This is a genomic window from Syntrophobotulus glycolicus DSM 8271 (assembly GCF_000190635.1).
GTDB classification, from domain to species: Bacteria; Bacillota; Desulfitobacteriia; order Desulfitobacteriales; family Syntrophobotulaceae; genus Syntrophobotulus; species Syntrophobotulus glycolicus.
Window position 1 is genome coordinate 2,942,079 of sequence record NC_015172.1, and the last position, 14,715, is coordinate 2,956,793.

Sequence of the window (14,715 nt, forward strand, 5' to 3'; positions counted from 1 at the left end):
TCTTTCTTTGATCAGTTTAGCTTTAAATCAATCCGAATATTCGTACAGATTGGGCAACTGCCAGGCACACCAGGAAGGCAATTCCGGTCGGGAGAATAAAGGCCAGAAAAGTCCATTTTTTGCTGCCGCTTTCTTTCAGCGTTGTTAAGACGGTCGTCGCACACGGCCAATGCAGCAGGGCAAAGAGCATGGTACAAAGCGCCGTCAGCCAGGTCCAGCCCTGATTGACCAAAAGGGTTTGCAGTTCTGTGATATTATCCAGCTCAATCATGTAGCCTGAAGACATATAGCTCATGATCAGAATGGGAAGAACAATCTCATTGGCGGGAATTCCCAGAATAAAGGCCAGGAGAATATAACCGTCCAGGCCGATCAATTGTGCAGCCGGATCTAAAAAGCCCGCGGCATGAGCCAGGATACTGGCATCCCCTACATAGATATTGCCGACGATCCAGGTCAGGGCGCCTGCCGGTGCCGCTACCACAACCGCCCGCCTGAGCACGAAAATCGTCCTGTCAATCATCGATCGGTAGAGCACGGAAACGATTTTAGGCCGGCGGTACGGGGGAAGCTCCAAAACCATGGAAGATGCTTCACCCTTGAGCAGAGTGTGAGAAAGTGCCCAGGAGACAATAAAGGTAACCAAAATGCCGATCAGGATCAGTCCGGTAATTATTCCCGCCGTTGCCGCAGTCCGAAACTGCTGGGTCAGGGCTCCGGCCCCAAAAATAGTGCCGATCGCAATCAAGGTCGGGAATCTTCCGTTGCACGGCACGAAGTTATTGGTCAGGATAGCAATCAGCCGTTCCCGGGGGGAGTGAATAATGCGGCAGGATACTATGGCGGCGGCATTACAGCCGAAACCCATGCACATGGTCAGGCTTTGTTTCCCGCAAGCTTTCGCTTTTTTAAACAGATGATCGAGATTAAAAGATACTCGCGGCAGGTACCCCAGGTCTTCCAGCAAGGTGAATAAGGGAAAGAAGATCGCCATCGGCGGCAGCATCACAGATACAACCCAGGCCAGACCCCTGTATAATCCCAGAACCAGAACTCCATGCAGCCAGTCCGGCGCTCCCAGCGCCACAAAAATTCCTGTCAGAACATCCTGAAAATCGAACAGCGCATCAGCAAGCATCCCGGAAGGAACATTGGCCCCTGCAATGGTGAGCCAGAGAATAACACCGAGAATCATCAGCATGATCGGATAACCGAAAACTTTGGACGTCAGAATGTCATCAAGCTTGCGGTTCCAATCGCTGTTTTTCTCCTGCCTGCTGACATTTTGGCAAGCAATATGTTCAGCATCAGCAAAAATATCCCTGACAATTTTATCACCGAAAGTGTTGCCGACGGCGAGTCGGACATTTTCGGCCTCCCCCTGGAGATCTCTCAGCGCCGTATGAAGGATACTATCGTTCATTGTGCTGCCTTCGCCTCCCTGATCATGGATTTCTCACTTTGCAGTTCCAGATGCCGGGCTATATTTTGGATTAATTTTTGATCGCCATCCAAAAAACGCAGGGCTACCCATCTTGGATTAAGAAATTTCCCTAAGCCCAGGCCCTCAATTTTGGGCAAAAGGTTTTCCAGCGTCGCTTCGATTTCCTGGGAATAGCGTACCTGCCTCGGCCGGTTTTGACTTAGACCCTGGACGACCTGGCAGACCTTTTCCCTGAGATCATTGATGCCTTTTCCCTGACGGGCGGCAGTCGCTACAACCGGAACACCAAGCTCCTGTTCCAAGCCGGTAAAGTCGACGGAGATTTTCTTTTTTTGGGCTTCATCAATCAAATTGACACAAACAATGACTTGAGAAGTGATTTCCATTACCTGCAAAGCGAGATTCAGGTTCCGTTCTAAAGAAGTGGCATCCAGCACAACTACGGTTACATCAGGTTTGCCGAAACAGATGAAATCCCGGGCAATTTCCTCTTCGACCGTATGCGCCAGAATAGAGTATGTACCGGGAAGGTCGACCAGTAAGAAGGATTTATCCCTGTAAGAAAAAGTACCCTGGGCATGATCCACCGTTTTTCCCGGCCAGTTGCCCGTATGTTGTCTCAATCCGGTCAAGGCGTTAAAAACGGTGCTCTTGCCGACATTGGGATTACCGGCTAAAGCAATGACGATTTGTCCTTCCTTGCTTGTAATTCCAAAATGCTCTCTCAAAATTCTGCCATGCGTAACGTCAAACTGCATTAAACTCAACTCCCATGTTCATCATATGATCTTCTCACACCGGATAAACGTTGATTTTGGCGGCATCTTCCTTCCGCAGGGCTATTGTCGTCCCTCTTACGCTGTAGGCAGTGGGATCTCCCGCCGGGCCCTTCCGGATACACTCCACGGTCGTTCCGGGGATAATCCCCATATCCATGATTCTTCTGCGCAAAAGTCCGTCCAGCCGGAGCGCCGCTACCGTACAGGCGAACCCTACTTGCACTTTGGCTAACGTCGTCTGGTCTTCTCTGGAACTTCTATTCCGATCCCCCATTTTAATTCCTCCCCGTTTTTTTGTTTACCCAGGCTAACATCGCTCTAAAATAATAGGGTTAGCCTGGGCTAACTTGAAATTCTTCTGTCATATCTTACGGTTGAAGGGGAGGTATTGACACAGGAATTTTGGCAAAAACCCCTGGCAATAAATGGTCCTCTCGATTGTCTTGACTGGTTTATGTACGTGAAAAAGAAAGAATCAAGATTCGGTCAAAAAAAGGCCCGGCGATTATTTTTCGCCGGGCCTCTCTTTTGCGTAAAAGTGAAAGTCACAGTATGCTCCTCCGTATCCTAAGGAGTTCTCTCGATAAAATTTCAAATATTTGCTGACATCAGTGAAATTAATTTCATCGTTATGGCAAAAGATCGCGCAGAGCTCCGGACAACCGTATTCTTTAAACATGTCATGCCATAAACATCTGTGAATCTCAAATTCAAAATTCGTTTTATTATCGGCAACCCAGGAAACATCCCAGCTGTCTCCGGTTAATCCTTTTCTAAACATCAGCTTGAACAAAGAGAAAAAAAACGGCAGTTTTCCAAGCATTTCCCACATTTTTCTGGTATGATTCCGGGTGTTCTCACCAATCATTTTCTCCATGTGGATAATTGCTTTTTCTTTTGTCATTCCTGACTGCTGAAATGTCTGATAGACAGAAATCACGGGAAAAATGCTGCCCATCAAATATCTTTGTTGGGTTTTGCTTTTGCCAGGCGCGTTATTGTTAAGCTGAGCCAGCTTCTGCTCGGCCTTTTCATCAAGAGACTCTCCCTCGCGCTTTCCGAACTCGTCGATCAAATATGTCTTGATAAATTTTTTCATCCCTTGTCCAGCCTTTCCCTGCGGCGACTCTGCTGAGAATACTTCCTTTCGGGCAGGACTGCCCCCTGTTTCACACGCTCCAGCCCAGACTTTCCTGCTGAATGGTGTAAAGCTTCTCATACAATCCCTTTTTCCCGATCAGCTCCTCATGAGTGCCTTCTTCCACTGTTCTGCCTTGATCAAGGACAATAATTTTATCCGCGCCCGCCACTGTTCTCAGGCGATGGGCGATGACAATGACTGTTTTGCCTGCGATCAGCTTTGAAATCGCCTGCTGGATCAGCACTTCATTTTCAGGGTCCAAAGAAGCGGTCGCTTCATCCAGAAGGACGATGGGGGCGTTCTTCAGAAGGGCCCGGGCAATGGATATGCGCTGTCTTTCCCCGCCCGAAAGAGTACTTCCGTTCTCTCCGAGCAAGGTCTGATAGCCATCAGGCATACTACTGATAAATTCATCACAGCACGCTGCCTTAGCCGCTGCCATAACCTGCTCCTCCCCGGCATTCAAATCACCGATTCTGATATTGTTGTAAACCGTATCGTTAAAAAGCACCACATCCTGAAAGACAAAGGACATATAGCTCATCAGGTGTTCCGGATCCAGTGTCCTGATGTCAATACCGCCTATTTTTACTGTTCCCTTGTTGACATCCCAGAATCTCGCGATCAGCTTGGACAGGGTGCTTTTCCCGCTTCCGGAAGGCCCGACCAACGCGGTGATCCCGTTTGCCGGAATGGTAATACTTACATTCTTGATGACTTCCTCCTCGGGCGAAGAGCTTCCGGAGTAGCTAAAGGATACATCTTCAAACACAATATTGTAATCTTTTATTTCCTTCTCGGCGTCTCCCTGCATAATCGGTGTGGAAACAAGGGTTCTCATCCTCTTTGTGGAAATCTGCAGATAAAAAAGCTCCGGAAGAAGAGTAAGCTCTGTGAGGATCGGCCCATAGATTCTCACGACAATCAAAAAGAACATCAACAGAGGGATTAATTCAATTTCCCCTCCTGTCAGCAGATAGGTTCCTCCGAAAACCGTAAGTCCAATTCCTGCTTGCAAAATGATCTGAGCCCCGGTAACAAAAACTCCGGTTCCAAATTCCATTTTGATGGCCATTTGCTTCATTGATTTCAGGGCATTGTCTAAGGCAGTAAATTTAGACCCGTCCAATCCGTAAGACTTAATCACCTTAATGCCTTCCAAATATTCCTGCACTTGGTCTGAGGCCTTGAGCTTAGCTTCCACGTGCTTTTCGCTTAACCTTTTCTGGATCTTCCTGCTCAGGACAATAATGAGAAAAGCAACAGGCACTGTACAAAAGACCGTCAGGGCCAGCCTCCAGTCAAAAATCCCCAGCATAAGGCAAATGAGCGTAATGGAGATGGCGTTCGCTGAAAGCTGGGGCACAACATGGCTTAAAACATGCTCTGTCGTCGCGCAATCCCCCATAATATTGGTCGTCAGCTCAGATAAATCCTTGGAGTTAAAAAAGCTCATCGGGAGCTTTCTGATATGCTCCGCAACACGTGTTCTGGTTGCTTCCGACTCCATATAGGAAGCAACATAGGTTTTCTTGTAATCATTCTTGTTGGCCAGGAAGACCAGGATTGCCGCAATAATCCCGGTTACGAAATAAATTCCCATTCTGGTCCAGGAAATTTCCTCTCCTGTCAGCGGTCTCATCAGTTCGGCAAAGATCTGGATGGTAACAGCGAAGGGCAGCAACAGGGATAGATTGGTTATGGTGCAGGCGATGATGGCTTTCTTTAAATCCGCATACCCCTTATCGGTCAGCATCAGCTTTTCCTGAATATTAAACATTTGCCGTAACCTCCCTTACCGCACTGATTTTCCAGTCAAGTGACTTTGTATACATTTCCCACATGGCACTGTATTTGCCTCCTTGCAAAATCAGCTGGTCATGTGTCCCTTCTTCCACGACTTGACCTTTATCCATCACAATAATTTTATTGGCTCTGCGGATAGTAGACAGGCGGTGGGCAATAATGATGACCGTTTTATTCTGCATCAGCTTTTCAAAGGCTTTTTGAATCAAATGTTCGTTTTCCGGGTCCGCGAAAGCCGTGGCCTCATCAAGCACAATAATCGGGGAATCCTTGACAATAGCCCGGGCAATGGCAATCCGCTGCCGTTCCCCGCCGGAGAGGTGTACACCCTTTGTCCCGATAACCGTGTGGTAACCATTCGGCAGATTTTCCACAAACTCATGGCACTGGGCAGCTTTAGCCGCAGCGATCACCTGGTCATCTGTCGCATTCTGATTCCCCATTCTGATATTTTCCATAATGCTTTGTTTAAACAAGAAGACATCCTGAAAAACAAAGCTGACTCTTTCCATCAGATTATCCAGCTTCATCTGCCGGATATCGATGCCGCCAATTTCAATGCTGCCTTCAGTCACATCAAAAAACCGGGGAATCAGATGAGCAATGGTACTTTTACCACCGCCGGAAGGGCCCACAATAGCCGTAACCTCTCCCGGGCTTGCTTGAAAAGACACCTTGGATAAAGCGGGATGATCCTTGTCTTCATCATAGGAGAATGACACGTTTTTAAACTCAATATTGCGGCCTTCCGTGGTTTGAGGATGAACCGGCTCGGGCAGGATTTCCCTGCGCAGCACCTGATCCATCCGCTCTATCCCCCCGGAAATATGCATCCCGTTGCTGGAAACATACATGATCTTCATCATCACCGAGGAAATGGACGGAACAAAAAGAAGATAAAAAATGAAGGTCATCGCATATTCCGCATAATCGGTGGTATTTAGTCCGATCAGGATTCCAACCGGAATAAGAAACAGGTAAACATTATTGACGATAGTGGAAAAGCCGGACATATAATTCTCCCAGCTTAAAGTAAAGGGAAGCACAAACTCGGTATAGGCTTTAATGGTTTCATGCAGCCGCCGGAAGGAATAGACCGTCTGCTTGAATGCCTTGACCACAGAAATCCCCCGGATGTATTCCACCGAGGCATTGTTCATCTCCTCCAAAGCAGTCTGGTATTTATCCATCATCACCTTGGAGCTCTCATTGCCGTAGGCCCTGAATTGCAAAATAAAGGCCAGGACAATACCGACCATGGCCGCCAGGCCAAAACGCCAGTCAAAGACAAGCAAAATGATCAGCATGACAACCGGCGCTACCATAGATGCGACCAGATCGGGGAGCTGGTGGGCAATAAAGCCCTCAATCTTCTCAATGTTATCATCCATTACTTTGCGGAGCTTGCCGCTGCCGAAATTCAGGTGAAAACCAAGAGGCAGCCCGGCAATATGGGAAGCAAAGCTTACCTTGAGTTCGTATAAAGTTCCGAAAGCGGCCAGATGGGAGCACATCAGAGCCACAAAGTAAAGCAGAATATTGCCGATGACTCCTCCCAGAGTAATCCAGCCGAATACCATTGTCTTCTGCACGTCCAGCTGTGCAAAGTCAGGATAAACGCCTATGATTTCGCGGATAATATAGTAAATTGCTATAAATGGTACAAATGAAACGATAGATGCTAATGCTGCCAGTATCACTGCGGCGATGACCAGGGGCTTTTTTGTTGCGGCCAGCTCCAGAAGCCTTGCCACCCCCCTTTTTGGTTCTGCTTTTTTCACATCCTTGTTCTCCATTTCTCAACCTCTTTTCTTAAATCGCCGGATTTTTTAGTTAGATTATTCTAACTTTTTATTCGATTAAACGTGCCTGGCGGCACAGAACAGAGACCTTCATCTAAAAAGGGTTATAGTCAAATCAAAGAGGACTCTCTCCCAGGGCAAGAATCTCTTCCTGCACCGTAAATAAAAGGAGCAATAGACTGTTTCTCACTATTGCCCTTCAGAAAAATTGGCCTTATTCTACATCGTTTTGGAGTTTAATTTTCATCCTCTGACCAATCAGAACGGCTCAGATAGCAACTCGCACTTCCCCTTTAAGCCCCGCAATAAGCTTCATGACCATCTCTTTGGCCAGATCATATTTACGGAATACCTGAAGGGCCTGGTCAGGATTATGATAGACCTTCCAGTACCCGCACAACAGGGAGCCGGAACCCTTATGCCGGATAAAATCTTTGACATCTTCCAAAGGATACCCCAGTAAGATCCCAATTTCATGCGGAAACTCTTTTTGAAATCTTTGCTTAAATGATTGTAGCAGATCCTCTAAATTTGTTCCGGCAGGGTGTCCCATACTTTTTAAGAAATGCCTGCTTTCCGGCTTTTCAATGGTTTGCAGGATTTTATCTTTTCGGTAAAAAAGAATACTGACATGTTTATCTGATTTGAGCAATTCAAAATAATGAAGATTCAACCTGTCGGCTATCCTATCTTTATTCTCTTCCCAAATATTCATGACTTTTCTGGAATTGTTGCTTAATGAGATGAGCGAAGAAGGCTTCATATCCATTAAGGTTGGCGCAGCGTGTGAAGCTATTCTCATGTACAAATATTCATGATCTTCGCTGTTATTCATATGTTTTTTAAATTGCTCTACCATATAGCTTTCAGCTCCATTTCACCTTTTGAACAATCATTTTTTTCTTTTAAGGTATGACCGGACAAGGCGTTCTTCCAATTGTTCAGAAATCCCCAGCTTTCGGCCAGGGATTTTACCTTTTCAAGCTTTTAACTAAGGATTCTCAATCTTTAAGCCTTGGCTAACGTCTCTCCCAGCTTTCGGCATTCGCCCAGGCCTTCCTCATCCGGCTCCAATTGAAGAATTAAGCCTTCCGCCAGCAGACTGGCTCCGGTTTTTTTCATCCTTTCCTCCCAGTCTCTCATCCACTTTCCATCACCCCAGTCATAGGAGCCAAAAAGCACTACGGAAACATTTGCTAAACTCTGTTTTTCCAGAGAACAAATAAAGGGTTCCATTTCACTTTCTTCTAAAATTTCATCCCCCATCGACGGGCAGCCCAAAGCAACGGCATCCGCAGACAAAACATCTTCTACAGACGCACTCCCGACAGGCACTATCCGAACTTCCGCCTCCAGTGCCCGGGCCCCTTCAGCTACACTTTCCGCCATTTTTTCCGTATTGCCTGTTCCGCTCCAATAAATCACTGAGATTTTTTTCATCGTAACACCTCTCCATTATTTTTTATTAATATTTTGTATCTACATTTCTGATTGCCTTTAAGAGCATTAAGTAATTTTTTGTTTCATCCGAATATACTGCCGTTTCCAGCTCGATTTTAGAACACAGCCTGTCAAATTGTGTTCTGTTCAGATGACTGGTAAACTCTTCAAAGGTCTTTATGCCAAAAATTTTGGGGTTCTTACGGTTCATAGATAATTATCCTCTCTTTTCATCATTTGGTCCGGAGCATATTTTCAGCCTTAACTGATGTAACTGCCAGAAGAAGCAATAAACTCTTACCCCTTGTCATCTTAAAACTGCGGTTCTCTGTACAGCAAAGGCAATGATGTTTTTCCCAAAGATTGATTTGTGTCTATTATAATTAACTGGCCGGGTGTTGTCAATAATGATTATCATTATCAATTGTTTCTTTTTAAAGCTCCTTTATTTTTTCAAAAAAAAAAGCTGCTCAGAAATAAATTTCTGAGCAGCTTAACAATTCCTTCATGCCAAATAACCGATGATTTGGGACTTTTTACTTGATTCCCCTATTGACATAATGGGTATGCAGAATGTGATGGGCCTTGTGGCTTCCCGGCTTATCCAGGTATTCAGCATACAGCTTCTGTATTTCTTCGTTCTTATGGGATTTTCTCTTCGGATTGTTTTTATCCTTATTATAGATCCCGGCTGTTCTGAGCTGTTTCACTTCTTCTGTCTTGGATTTGTCCATAATGATCGGCTGGCCGCCGCCGTTGATGCAGCCGCCTGCGCAACCCATTATTTCGATGAAGTGATAGGTTGACTCACCCGCTCTGATCTTATCCAGAAGCTTGGAAGCCGCACCTGTGCTGTTGGCTACCGCTACTTTCAGTTCCAGGTCTCCGATATTTACGGAGGCTTCCTTGATTCCTTCCTGGCCGCGTACCGCGATATAATCGATATCTTTCAGGTCTTCCCCTGTCAGGATATCGGCTACTGTGCGGATCGCCGCTTCCATTACCCCGCCTGTGTTAGCAAAGATTACAGCAGCTCCTGTGCCTTCTCCCATCATGCTGTCGGCTTTGCTGTCAGCCAGGTCGGTAAACTGGATTCCGGCCTGTTTGATCATTTTCGCCAGTTCTCTGGTTGTGATTGCCACATCAATATCTTTTAACTCGTCTACGACCAGTTCTTCTCTGTCTGCTTCATACTTTTTGGCTGTACATGGCATTACAGATACGACAAAGACTTTCTTGGGATCAATTCCTGCTTTTTCAGGATAGTAGGATTTTGCTACCGCTCCAAACATCTGCTGCGGTGATTTGCAGCTGGAAAGATTATCGAGGAAGTCAGGATATTTGTGTTCGCAGAATTTGATCCAGCCCGGTGAACAGGAGGTGATCAACGGCAGTTTGCCTCCATTGTTGATTCTGCTGATCAGTTCCGTTCCTTCTTCCATAATGGTCAGGTCGGCTGAGAAGTTGGTGTCAAAGACTTTGTCAAATCCTAACTTTTTCAGAGCCGTCACCATTTTGCCCTCAACATCTGTCCCAACCGGCAGTCCAAATTCTTCGCCCAAGGCGATTCTGACGGCCGGAGCTGTCTGTACGACAACATTGAGCTCGGAGTTTTCCAGAGCCGCCCAGACTAAATCGGTATCATCTCTTTCCGACAGGGCGCCAACAGGACAAACTTTGATACATTGTCCGCAGTTGATGCAGTTTCTGGCTGTCAGCTTTTCTTCATACGGGGTGGTTACGGAGGTCTGTGGTCCTCTGTGCGCGAAATCAATGGCGTCAACGTTTTGCACACTTGAGCACACACTCACGCAGCGTCCGCAGAGTACGCATTTGCTGGTGTCTCTGACGACCGGACCTGTTTTGTCCATCGCGGCGCGGGCCGCTTTCTTCTGGTAATAGACTTCTCCTACACCCATTTCTTCGGACATTTTCTGCAATTCGCAGTTTTGGTTTCGGGTGCAGGACAGGCATTCTCTGTTATGGTTGGCCAAGATCAGCTCTAAAATGCCTTTTCTGGTTTCTCTGACCACTTTGCTGGCCGTCTTCACCACTATGCCTTCTACCACTTTGGTTACGCAGGCCGGCTGCAATCCTCTCCAGCCTTCCACTTCCACTACGCAGATTCTGCAGGATGCCGGTTCGTTAAGGCCCTGCAAATAGCAAAGTGTCGGTATTTCGATATTGGCCTGTCTGGCCGCTTGAAGAATTGTATAATCTTTCGGTACGGATACTTCGATCCCGTCAATTTTCAAGGTTACGTTAGACATTCTTATTTTCCCCCCTTGCAGCAGCAGTTTGCGTCTGAACATTTTCCTTTAGCATATGCTTTGAATTCATCTTCAAAGTGTTTGATCAGGGTCAGTGCGGGAACCGGCGCGCTTTGTCCTAAGCCGCAGAAGCTGGTATCTCTCATAATCTGAGCCAGGTGCTTCAGTCTTTTGATATCTTCGGCTGTTCCTTTACCTTCGGTCAGTTTCTCCAGGATTTCCACCATTCTCTGGTTGCCTTCCCTACAAGGCGTACATTTTCCGCAGGATTCTTCTTCGAAAAATTCCATCACTGCTTTGAGGTATTCCACCACACTCTGGTCTTCGCTGACAACCAGAACAACACCTGAACCAAGGGAAATACCGGCTTTTCTCAGGTCATTGTAGCAAATTTTGGTATCGAGCATGCTTTCCGGGAAGCAGGAACCAGACGACCCGCCCAGATGAACGAATTTCAGCTTTTTACCGTCAGCCATGCCGCCGCCACAGTTGTCGATCAATTCTCTGACCGTGGTTCCGAACGGTACTTCATAAACTCCCCTGTTCTTTACATCGCCAATCAGGCACATCAGTTTTGTTCCGCCGCTGAATTCGGTTCCGTAAGAAAGGAACTTCTCTCCACCTTCTTTAACGATATAGGGAATACAGGCATATGTTTCTACGTTGTTTAAAACGGTAGGTTTCAAGTTCAGTCCGGCATTTTTCAGATAGGGCGGTTTGCGTCTTGGCCGACCTGTTTTTCCTTCAATGGATTCTGCCAAAGCTGTATTTTCACCGCAAACATAAGCGCCTGCGCCTGATACGACTTTAATATCGAAGTTAAGGCCTGTTCCCAAAATGTTGTCTCCAAGATAACCGGCCGCTTTGGCATTGGCTATGGCGCTTCTCAGGAGCTTCTGAATCTTGCCGTATTCACCGCGGCAATAGATAAAGCCTTCCGAAGAACCGAAAAGATAGGCCCCGATAGTCATCCCTTCAATCAGCATCAGGGGGTCTCTGGACATGATTTCTCTGTCTTTTATGGTCCCGGGCTCGCCTTCGTCAGCATTACAAACAATATATTTTGTACCGGGAATTGCATAAGCCTGTTCCCATTTTATCCCTGTCGGATAGGCGGCTCCGCCTCTGCCGAAGAGGTTGGCCTTTTTGATTTCCTCAATGGTATCCAGATGCTGCTGCGTAATGGCTTTTTTCAATCCTTCGTATCCGCCATTGGCAACATACTCCTCCACGGAGTCCGGCTTAATTTTGCCGAATCTGGAACTTAAGATTTTTACGTTTTCCATTAGTTAAGCCCCTCCTTATAAGAGTTGATGATTTCCTTAAGCTTAGCTTCGGTCAGGTTTCCGTAAACGTTTTCTCCGATTTTGATGGCCGGAGCGATGTCACATGCTCCGAAACAGGCGGAATATTCCAGGGTAAACAAACCGTCATCGGTTGTTTCTCCCGGTTTTATTCTCAGTGCTTCTTCCAGTAATTCCATCACATTTTCGGCCCCGGCGACATGGCAGGGACCGCTCTTACAGACTTCAATGAGGTTTTTGCCTCTCTTTTCCGTGTCGAACATAGCGTAGAAAGTCATTACTCCATACACCTTGCTCATTGGCATCTCAAGCGCTTTTGCCACTTCTTCCACCCACTCCTGCGGCAGGTAGTTGTTCCCGGAAAGCTGCTGCAGTTCCAACATGATCTGAATCAGGTTTTCTTTTCCGGTTCCAAATTTTTCTAGAACTCCCTTTACTGTCTCCATTCTGATCCCCCTTCGTGTTTTTTGTTCAATATTATTACTAAGTTATTAAACGACATTATCAGGCTGAAAAAATCACTGGTTGAATTTTCCCGCCCAATAACCTTGTTCAATATTTAACAAGCAAAAAAACAAAAAAAAGCTGTTTCCCTTCCCAAAATTTGCAAAAAAGACAATTATCCAAGTTTTTTTATTCTTGTTCCAGATTCATTTTAATTCTAAGACATTTTTTCGTCAACTAGAACTTTCATGTTTTTTACGAACAATATTTAGCATTTTAAGAATTTCTGCGCTAATCCGGCTTTCGTTCATTTTTGCAAAGTGCCGGCAATTGTTCCGATTCCCTCTTCTTCTATCAAATCCTTATGCATCTCCGGCTCAGAAAAGACATCCTTGTTTGGGCCTTTGATTGGGCATTCTTTGGGGCCCTGCTCTATCTCTCGATCTCCGCCAGAAAGACATCTCCGTATTTCTCCAGCTTTCTTTCCCCGACTCCGTTAATTCGAAGCAGGGCCTCTTTGTCTGCGGGACATTTACGAGCCATTTCCCTTAATGTACTGTCAGAGAAAATCATATACGGCGGCAAACCTTCTTCCTGGGCTATTTGTTTGCGTAACGCCCGCAGCCGTTCAAACATCCTCTCGACATCAGATAAGGGAGCCTCGATCAGTACCACCTGTCTCTGAAATACCTTTTCCTGCCCTTTGAGCACCCGGACTGCTTTACCTGAAAGCTTTACGATCGGATACTGTCCCCCGGCAACCGTTAAATACCCTTCCGCAGCCAGAAAATTAATCCTGTCCTTGATTTCCTGCAAAGGAGTATCTTTCATAATCCCATGTGTCGAAAGCTGATTCAGTTCGAACTGCCTGACCTTCTTATTTAAAGAGCCCTTCAAGACATCGGCGACCATGGCCATCCCAAAGCGCTCCCTCATCCGGTAAACACAAGACAGGATTTTTTGAGCGTCTATCGTAACATCGACCCGCTCTTTTTCACCCTCGCAATTGCCGCAGTTCCCACACTGTTCCGGAACATTTTTCTCTTCAAAGTAGTCCAGGATCGCTTTCCTCAAACAACGGGAGGTATGACAGTAATCCACCATAGCCTGCAGTTTCTTGTATTCCTTGGCCTGCCGCACCTCGCTGCCGGTGCTGTCCTCAATCAGCAGTTTCTGAATCTGAACATCCTGCGGACCAAAAAGCAGGATACACTCCGCCTCTTCTCCATCCCGCCCGGCTCGGCCCGCCTCCTGGTAATAGGATTCCATATTTTTCGGCATATTGTAATGGATGACAAACCGCACATTGGATTTATCAATCCCCATCCCAAAGGCATTGGTGGCCACCATAACGGAAATATCATCAAAAATAAACTTTTCCTGATTTTTTTTGCGTTCCTCATCTCTCATTCCGGCGTGATACCGTCCCGCACGAAAGCCCTTGCTCAGCAGCAATTCGCAGAGCTTATCCACATCTTTTCGGGTCGCCGCGTAAATGATCCCGGACTGATCGGGGTGAGTCCTGAGATATTGGCTGATATAGGCCTGCTTGTTTTCCCCGCGCAACACAGAGAAATGCAGCAGGGGACGGTCAAAGCTCATCACAAATACCTGCGGCTGTTTCAGTCCCAGCAGGCGTACGATATCTTTTTTTACTTCTTCGGTCGCTGTCGCGGTGAAAGCCCCCACTAAAGGCCTCTCCGGCAGAACCTGCAAAAATTGGTTGATCCGCATATAACTGGGACGGAAATCATGTCCCCACTGGGAAACACAGTGCGCCTCATCGACTGCCACAAAGCTGACCGGCAGCTCTGTGAGCATCTCCAGAAACTCCTCTGACTCCAAACGTTCCGGGGCCAGATAAACAAGCTTGAACTCCCCTTTCCGTATACCGGCAAGACGGGATCGTGTTTCACGCAAGGGCAGGGAGCTGTTGATAAATGTCGAAGGGATTCCGGTCTGGCCCAGACTGTCCACCTGATCCTTCATCAGTGAGATCAGGGGTGAAATGACCACTGTGATGCCTTCCAGCATCAAAGCGGGGATCTGGTAGGTTATGGATTTGCCCGCGCCTGTGGGCATGACGGCCAAGGTGTCGCGGCTTTCCAATAAGCTGAGGATGACTTGTTCCTGACCTTCGCGGAAGCCGTGATAACCAAAATGTTTATGAAGTTTAGCTTTGGCTGCTTGCAGCATGGCGCTTTACCTTCCTTTTAGACATCATGCAAAATCTTTGAATTTTGGATTTTCAACAAATTAATGGTTGAGAATTATGTAATCAAGGG

At 46.7% G+C, this 14,715-nt stretch carries 13 protein-coding genes; all 13 read right to left on the reverse strand.

All coding sequences use genetic code 11. The features are described 5' to 3' along the window. Positions 1-22: 22 nt before the first annotated feature. The gene (locus SGLY_RS14575; protein ID WP_013625994.1) at positions 23-1,423 is read right to left on the reverse strand and encodes a nucleoside recognition domain-containing protein; all 1,401 of its coding nucleotides are present in this window, start codon (positions 1,421-1,423) and stop codon (positions 23-25) included. Next, positions 1,420-2,202: a FeoB small GTPase domain-containing protein gene (locus SGLY_RS14580; RefSeq protein WP_013625995.1), complete on the reverse strand. Its 783-nt coding sequence runs from the start codon at positions 2,200-2,202 to the stop codon at positions 1,420-1,422. The genes SGLY_RS14575 and SGLY_RS14580 overlap by 4 nt, the downstream gene beginning before the upstream one ends. A 34-nt stretch (positions 2,203-2,236) precedes the next feature. Continuing rightward, positions 2,237-2,497, reverse strand: coding sequence for a FeoA family protein (locus SGLY_RS14585; protein WP_013625996.1), 261 nt, complete (start codon positions 2,495-2,497; stop codon positions 2,237-2,239). Positions 2,498-2,728: 231 nt separating this feature from the next. Beyond that, positions 2,729-3,322, reverse strand: a complete 594-nt coding sequence (locus SGLY_RS14590; protein ID WP_041444843.1) for an L-2-amino-thiazoline-4-carboxylic acid hydrolase — start codon at positions 3,320-3,322, stop codon at positions 2,729-2,731. A 70-nt stretch (positions 3,323-3,392) separates the two neighbouring features. Then, entirely contained in the window at positions 3,393-5,144 is a 1,752-nt protein-coding gene (locus SGLY_RS14595; protein WP_013625998.1) for an ABC transporter ATP-binding protein, read from the reverse strand. Beyond that, a complete protein-coding gene (locus SGLY_RS14600) occupies positions 5,137-6,966 on the reverse strand; it encodes an ABC transporter ATP-binding protein (protein ID WP_013625999.1) in 1,830 nt (609 codons plus the stop codon). The genes SGLY_RS14595 and SGLY_RS14600 overlap by 8 nt, the downstream gene beginning before the upstream one ends. Before the next feature lie 274 nt (positions 6,967-7,240). Next, positions 7,241-7,831 (reverse strand): DUF3793 family protein, encoded by a 591-nt coding sequence (locus SGLY_RS14605; protein WP_013626000.1) that lies wholly within the window; start codon positions 7,829-7,831, stop codon positions 7,241-7,243. 149 nt (positions 7,832-7,980) lie between these two features. After that, positions 7,981-8,412, reverse strand: a complete 432-nt coding sequence (locus SGLY_RS14610; RefSeq protein WP_013626001.1) for a flavodoxin — start codon at positions 8,410-8,412, stop codon at positions 7,981-7,983. Positions 8,413-8,437: 25 nt separating this feature from the next. Beyond that, on the reverse strand, positions 8,438-8,623 hold the full coding sequence (locus tag SGLY_RS14615; protein WP_013626002.1) for a hypothetical protein: 186 nt from the start codon (positions 8,621-8,623) through the stop codon (positions 8,438-8,440). 325 nt (positions 8,624-8,948) lie between these two features. Beyond that, on the reverse strand, positions 8,949-10,682 hold the full coding sequence (locus SGLY_RS14620) for an NADH-dependent [FeFe] hydrogenase, group A6 (protein ID WP_013626003.1): 1,734 nt from the start codon (positions 10,680-10,682) through the stop codon (positions 8,949-8,951). 2 nt (positions 10,683-10,684) lie between these two features. Then, positions 10,685-11,968 carry a complex I 51 kDa subunit family protein gene (locus tag SGLY_RS14625; protein ID WP_013626004.1) on the reverse strand — a complete coding sequence of 428 codons (1,284 nt, stop codon included), beginning with the start codon at positions 11,966-11,968 and terminating at the stop codon, positions 10,685-10,687. Next, positions 11,968-12,432: an NADH-quinone oxidoreductase subunit NuoE family protein gene (locus SGLY_RS14630; protein WP_013626005.1), complete on the reverse strand. Its 465-nt coding sequence runs from the start codon at positions 12,430-12,432 to the stop codon at positions 11,968-11,970. The genes SGLY_RS14625 and SGLY_RS14630 overlap by 1 nt, the downstream gene beginning before the upstream one ends. 430 nt (positions 12,433-12,862) lie before the next feature. Then, the gene (recQ, locus tag SGLY_RS14635) at positions 12,863-14,626 is read right to left on the reverse strand and encodes a DNA helicase RecQ (RefSeq protein WP_013626006.1); all 1,764 of its coding nucleotides are present in this window, start codon (positions 14,624-14,626) and stop codon (positions 12,863-12,865) included. Positions 14,627-14,715 lie beyond the last annotated feature (89 nt).

What these genes read in the sequence shown, in the direction of transcription:
- SGLY_RS14575 (WP_013625994.1), bottom strand. Translation starts at nt 1,423, where the DNA reads ATGAACGATAGTATCCTTCATACGGCGCTGAGAGATCTCCAGGGGGAG.
- SGLY_RS14580 (WP_013625995.1), bottom strand. Translation starts at nt 2,202, where the DNA reads ATGCAGTTTGACGTTACGCATGGCAGAATTTTGAGAGAGCATTTTGGA.
- SGLY_RS14585 (WP_013625996.1), bottom strand. Translation starts at nt 2,497, where the DNA reads ATGGGGGATCGGAATAGAAGTTCCAGAGAAGACCAGACGACGTTAGCC.
- SGLY_RS14590 (WP_041444843.1), bottom strand. Translation starts at nt 3,322, where the DNA reads ATGAAAAAATTTATCAAGACATATTTGATCGACGAGTTCGGAAAGCGC.
- SGLY_RS14595 (WP_013625998.1), bottom strand. Translation starts at nt 5,144, where the DNA reads ATGTTTAATATTCAGGAAAAGCTGATGCTGACCGATAAGGGGTATGCG.
- SGLY_RS14600 (WP_013625999.1), bottom strand. Translation starts at nt 6,966, where the DNA reads ATGGAGAACAAGGATGTGAAAAAAGCAGAACCAAAAAGGGGGGTGGCA.
- SGLY_RS14605 (WP_013626000.1), bottom strand. Translation starts at nt 7,831, where the DNA reads ATGGTAGAGCAATTTAAAAAACATATGAATAACAGCGAAGATCATGAA.
- SGLY_RS14610 (WP_013626001.1), bottom strand. Translation starts at nt 8,412, where the DNA reads ATGAAAAAAATCTCAGTGATTTATTGGAGCGGAACAGGCAATACGGAA.
- SGLY_RS14615 (WP_013626002.1), bottom strand. Translation starts at nt 8,623, where the DNA reads ATGAACCGTAAGAACCCCAAAATTTTTGGCATAAAGACCTTTGAAGAG.
- SGLY_RS14620 (WP_013626003.1), bottom strand. Translation starts at nt 10,682, where the DNA reads ATGTCTAACGTAACCTTGAAAATTGACGGGATCGAAGTATCCGTACCG.
- SGLY_RS14625 (WP_013626004.1), bottom strand. Translation starts at nt 11,968, where the DNA reads ATGGAAAACGTAAAAATCTTAAGTTCCAGATTCGGCAAAATTAAGCCG.
- SGLY_RS14630 (WP_013626005.1), bottom strand. Translation starts at nt 12,432, where the DNA reads ATGGAGACAGTAAAGGGAGTTCTAGAAAAATTTGGAACCGGAAAAGAA.
- recQ (WP_013626006.1), bottom strand. Translation starts at nt 14,626, where the DNA reads ATGCTGCAAGCAGCCAAAGCTAAACTTCATAAACATTTTGGTTATCAC.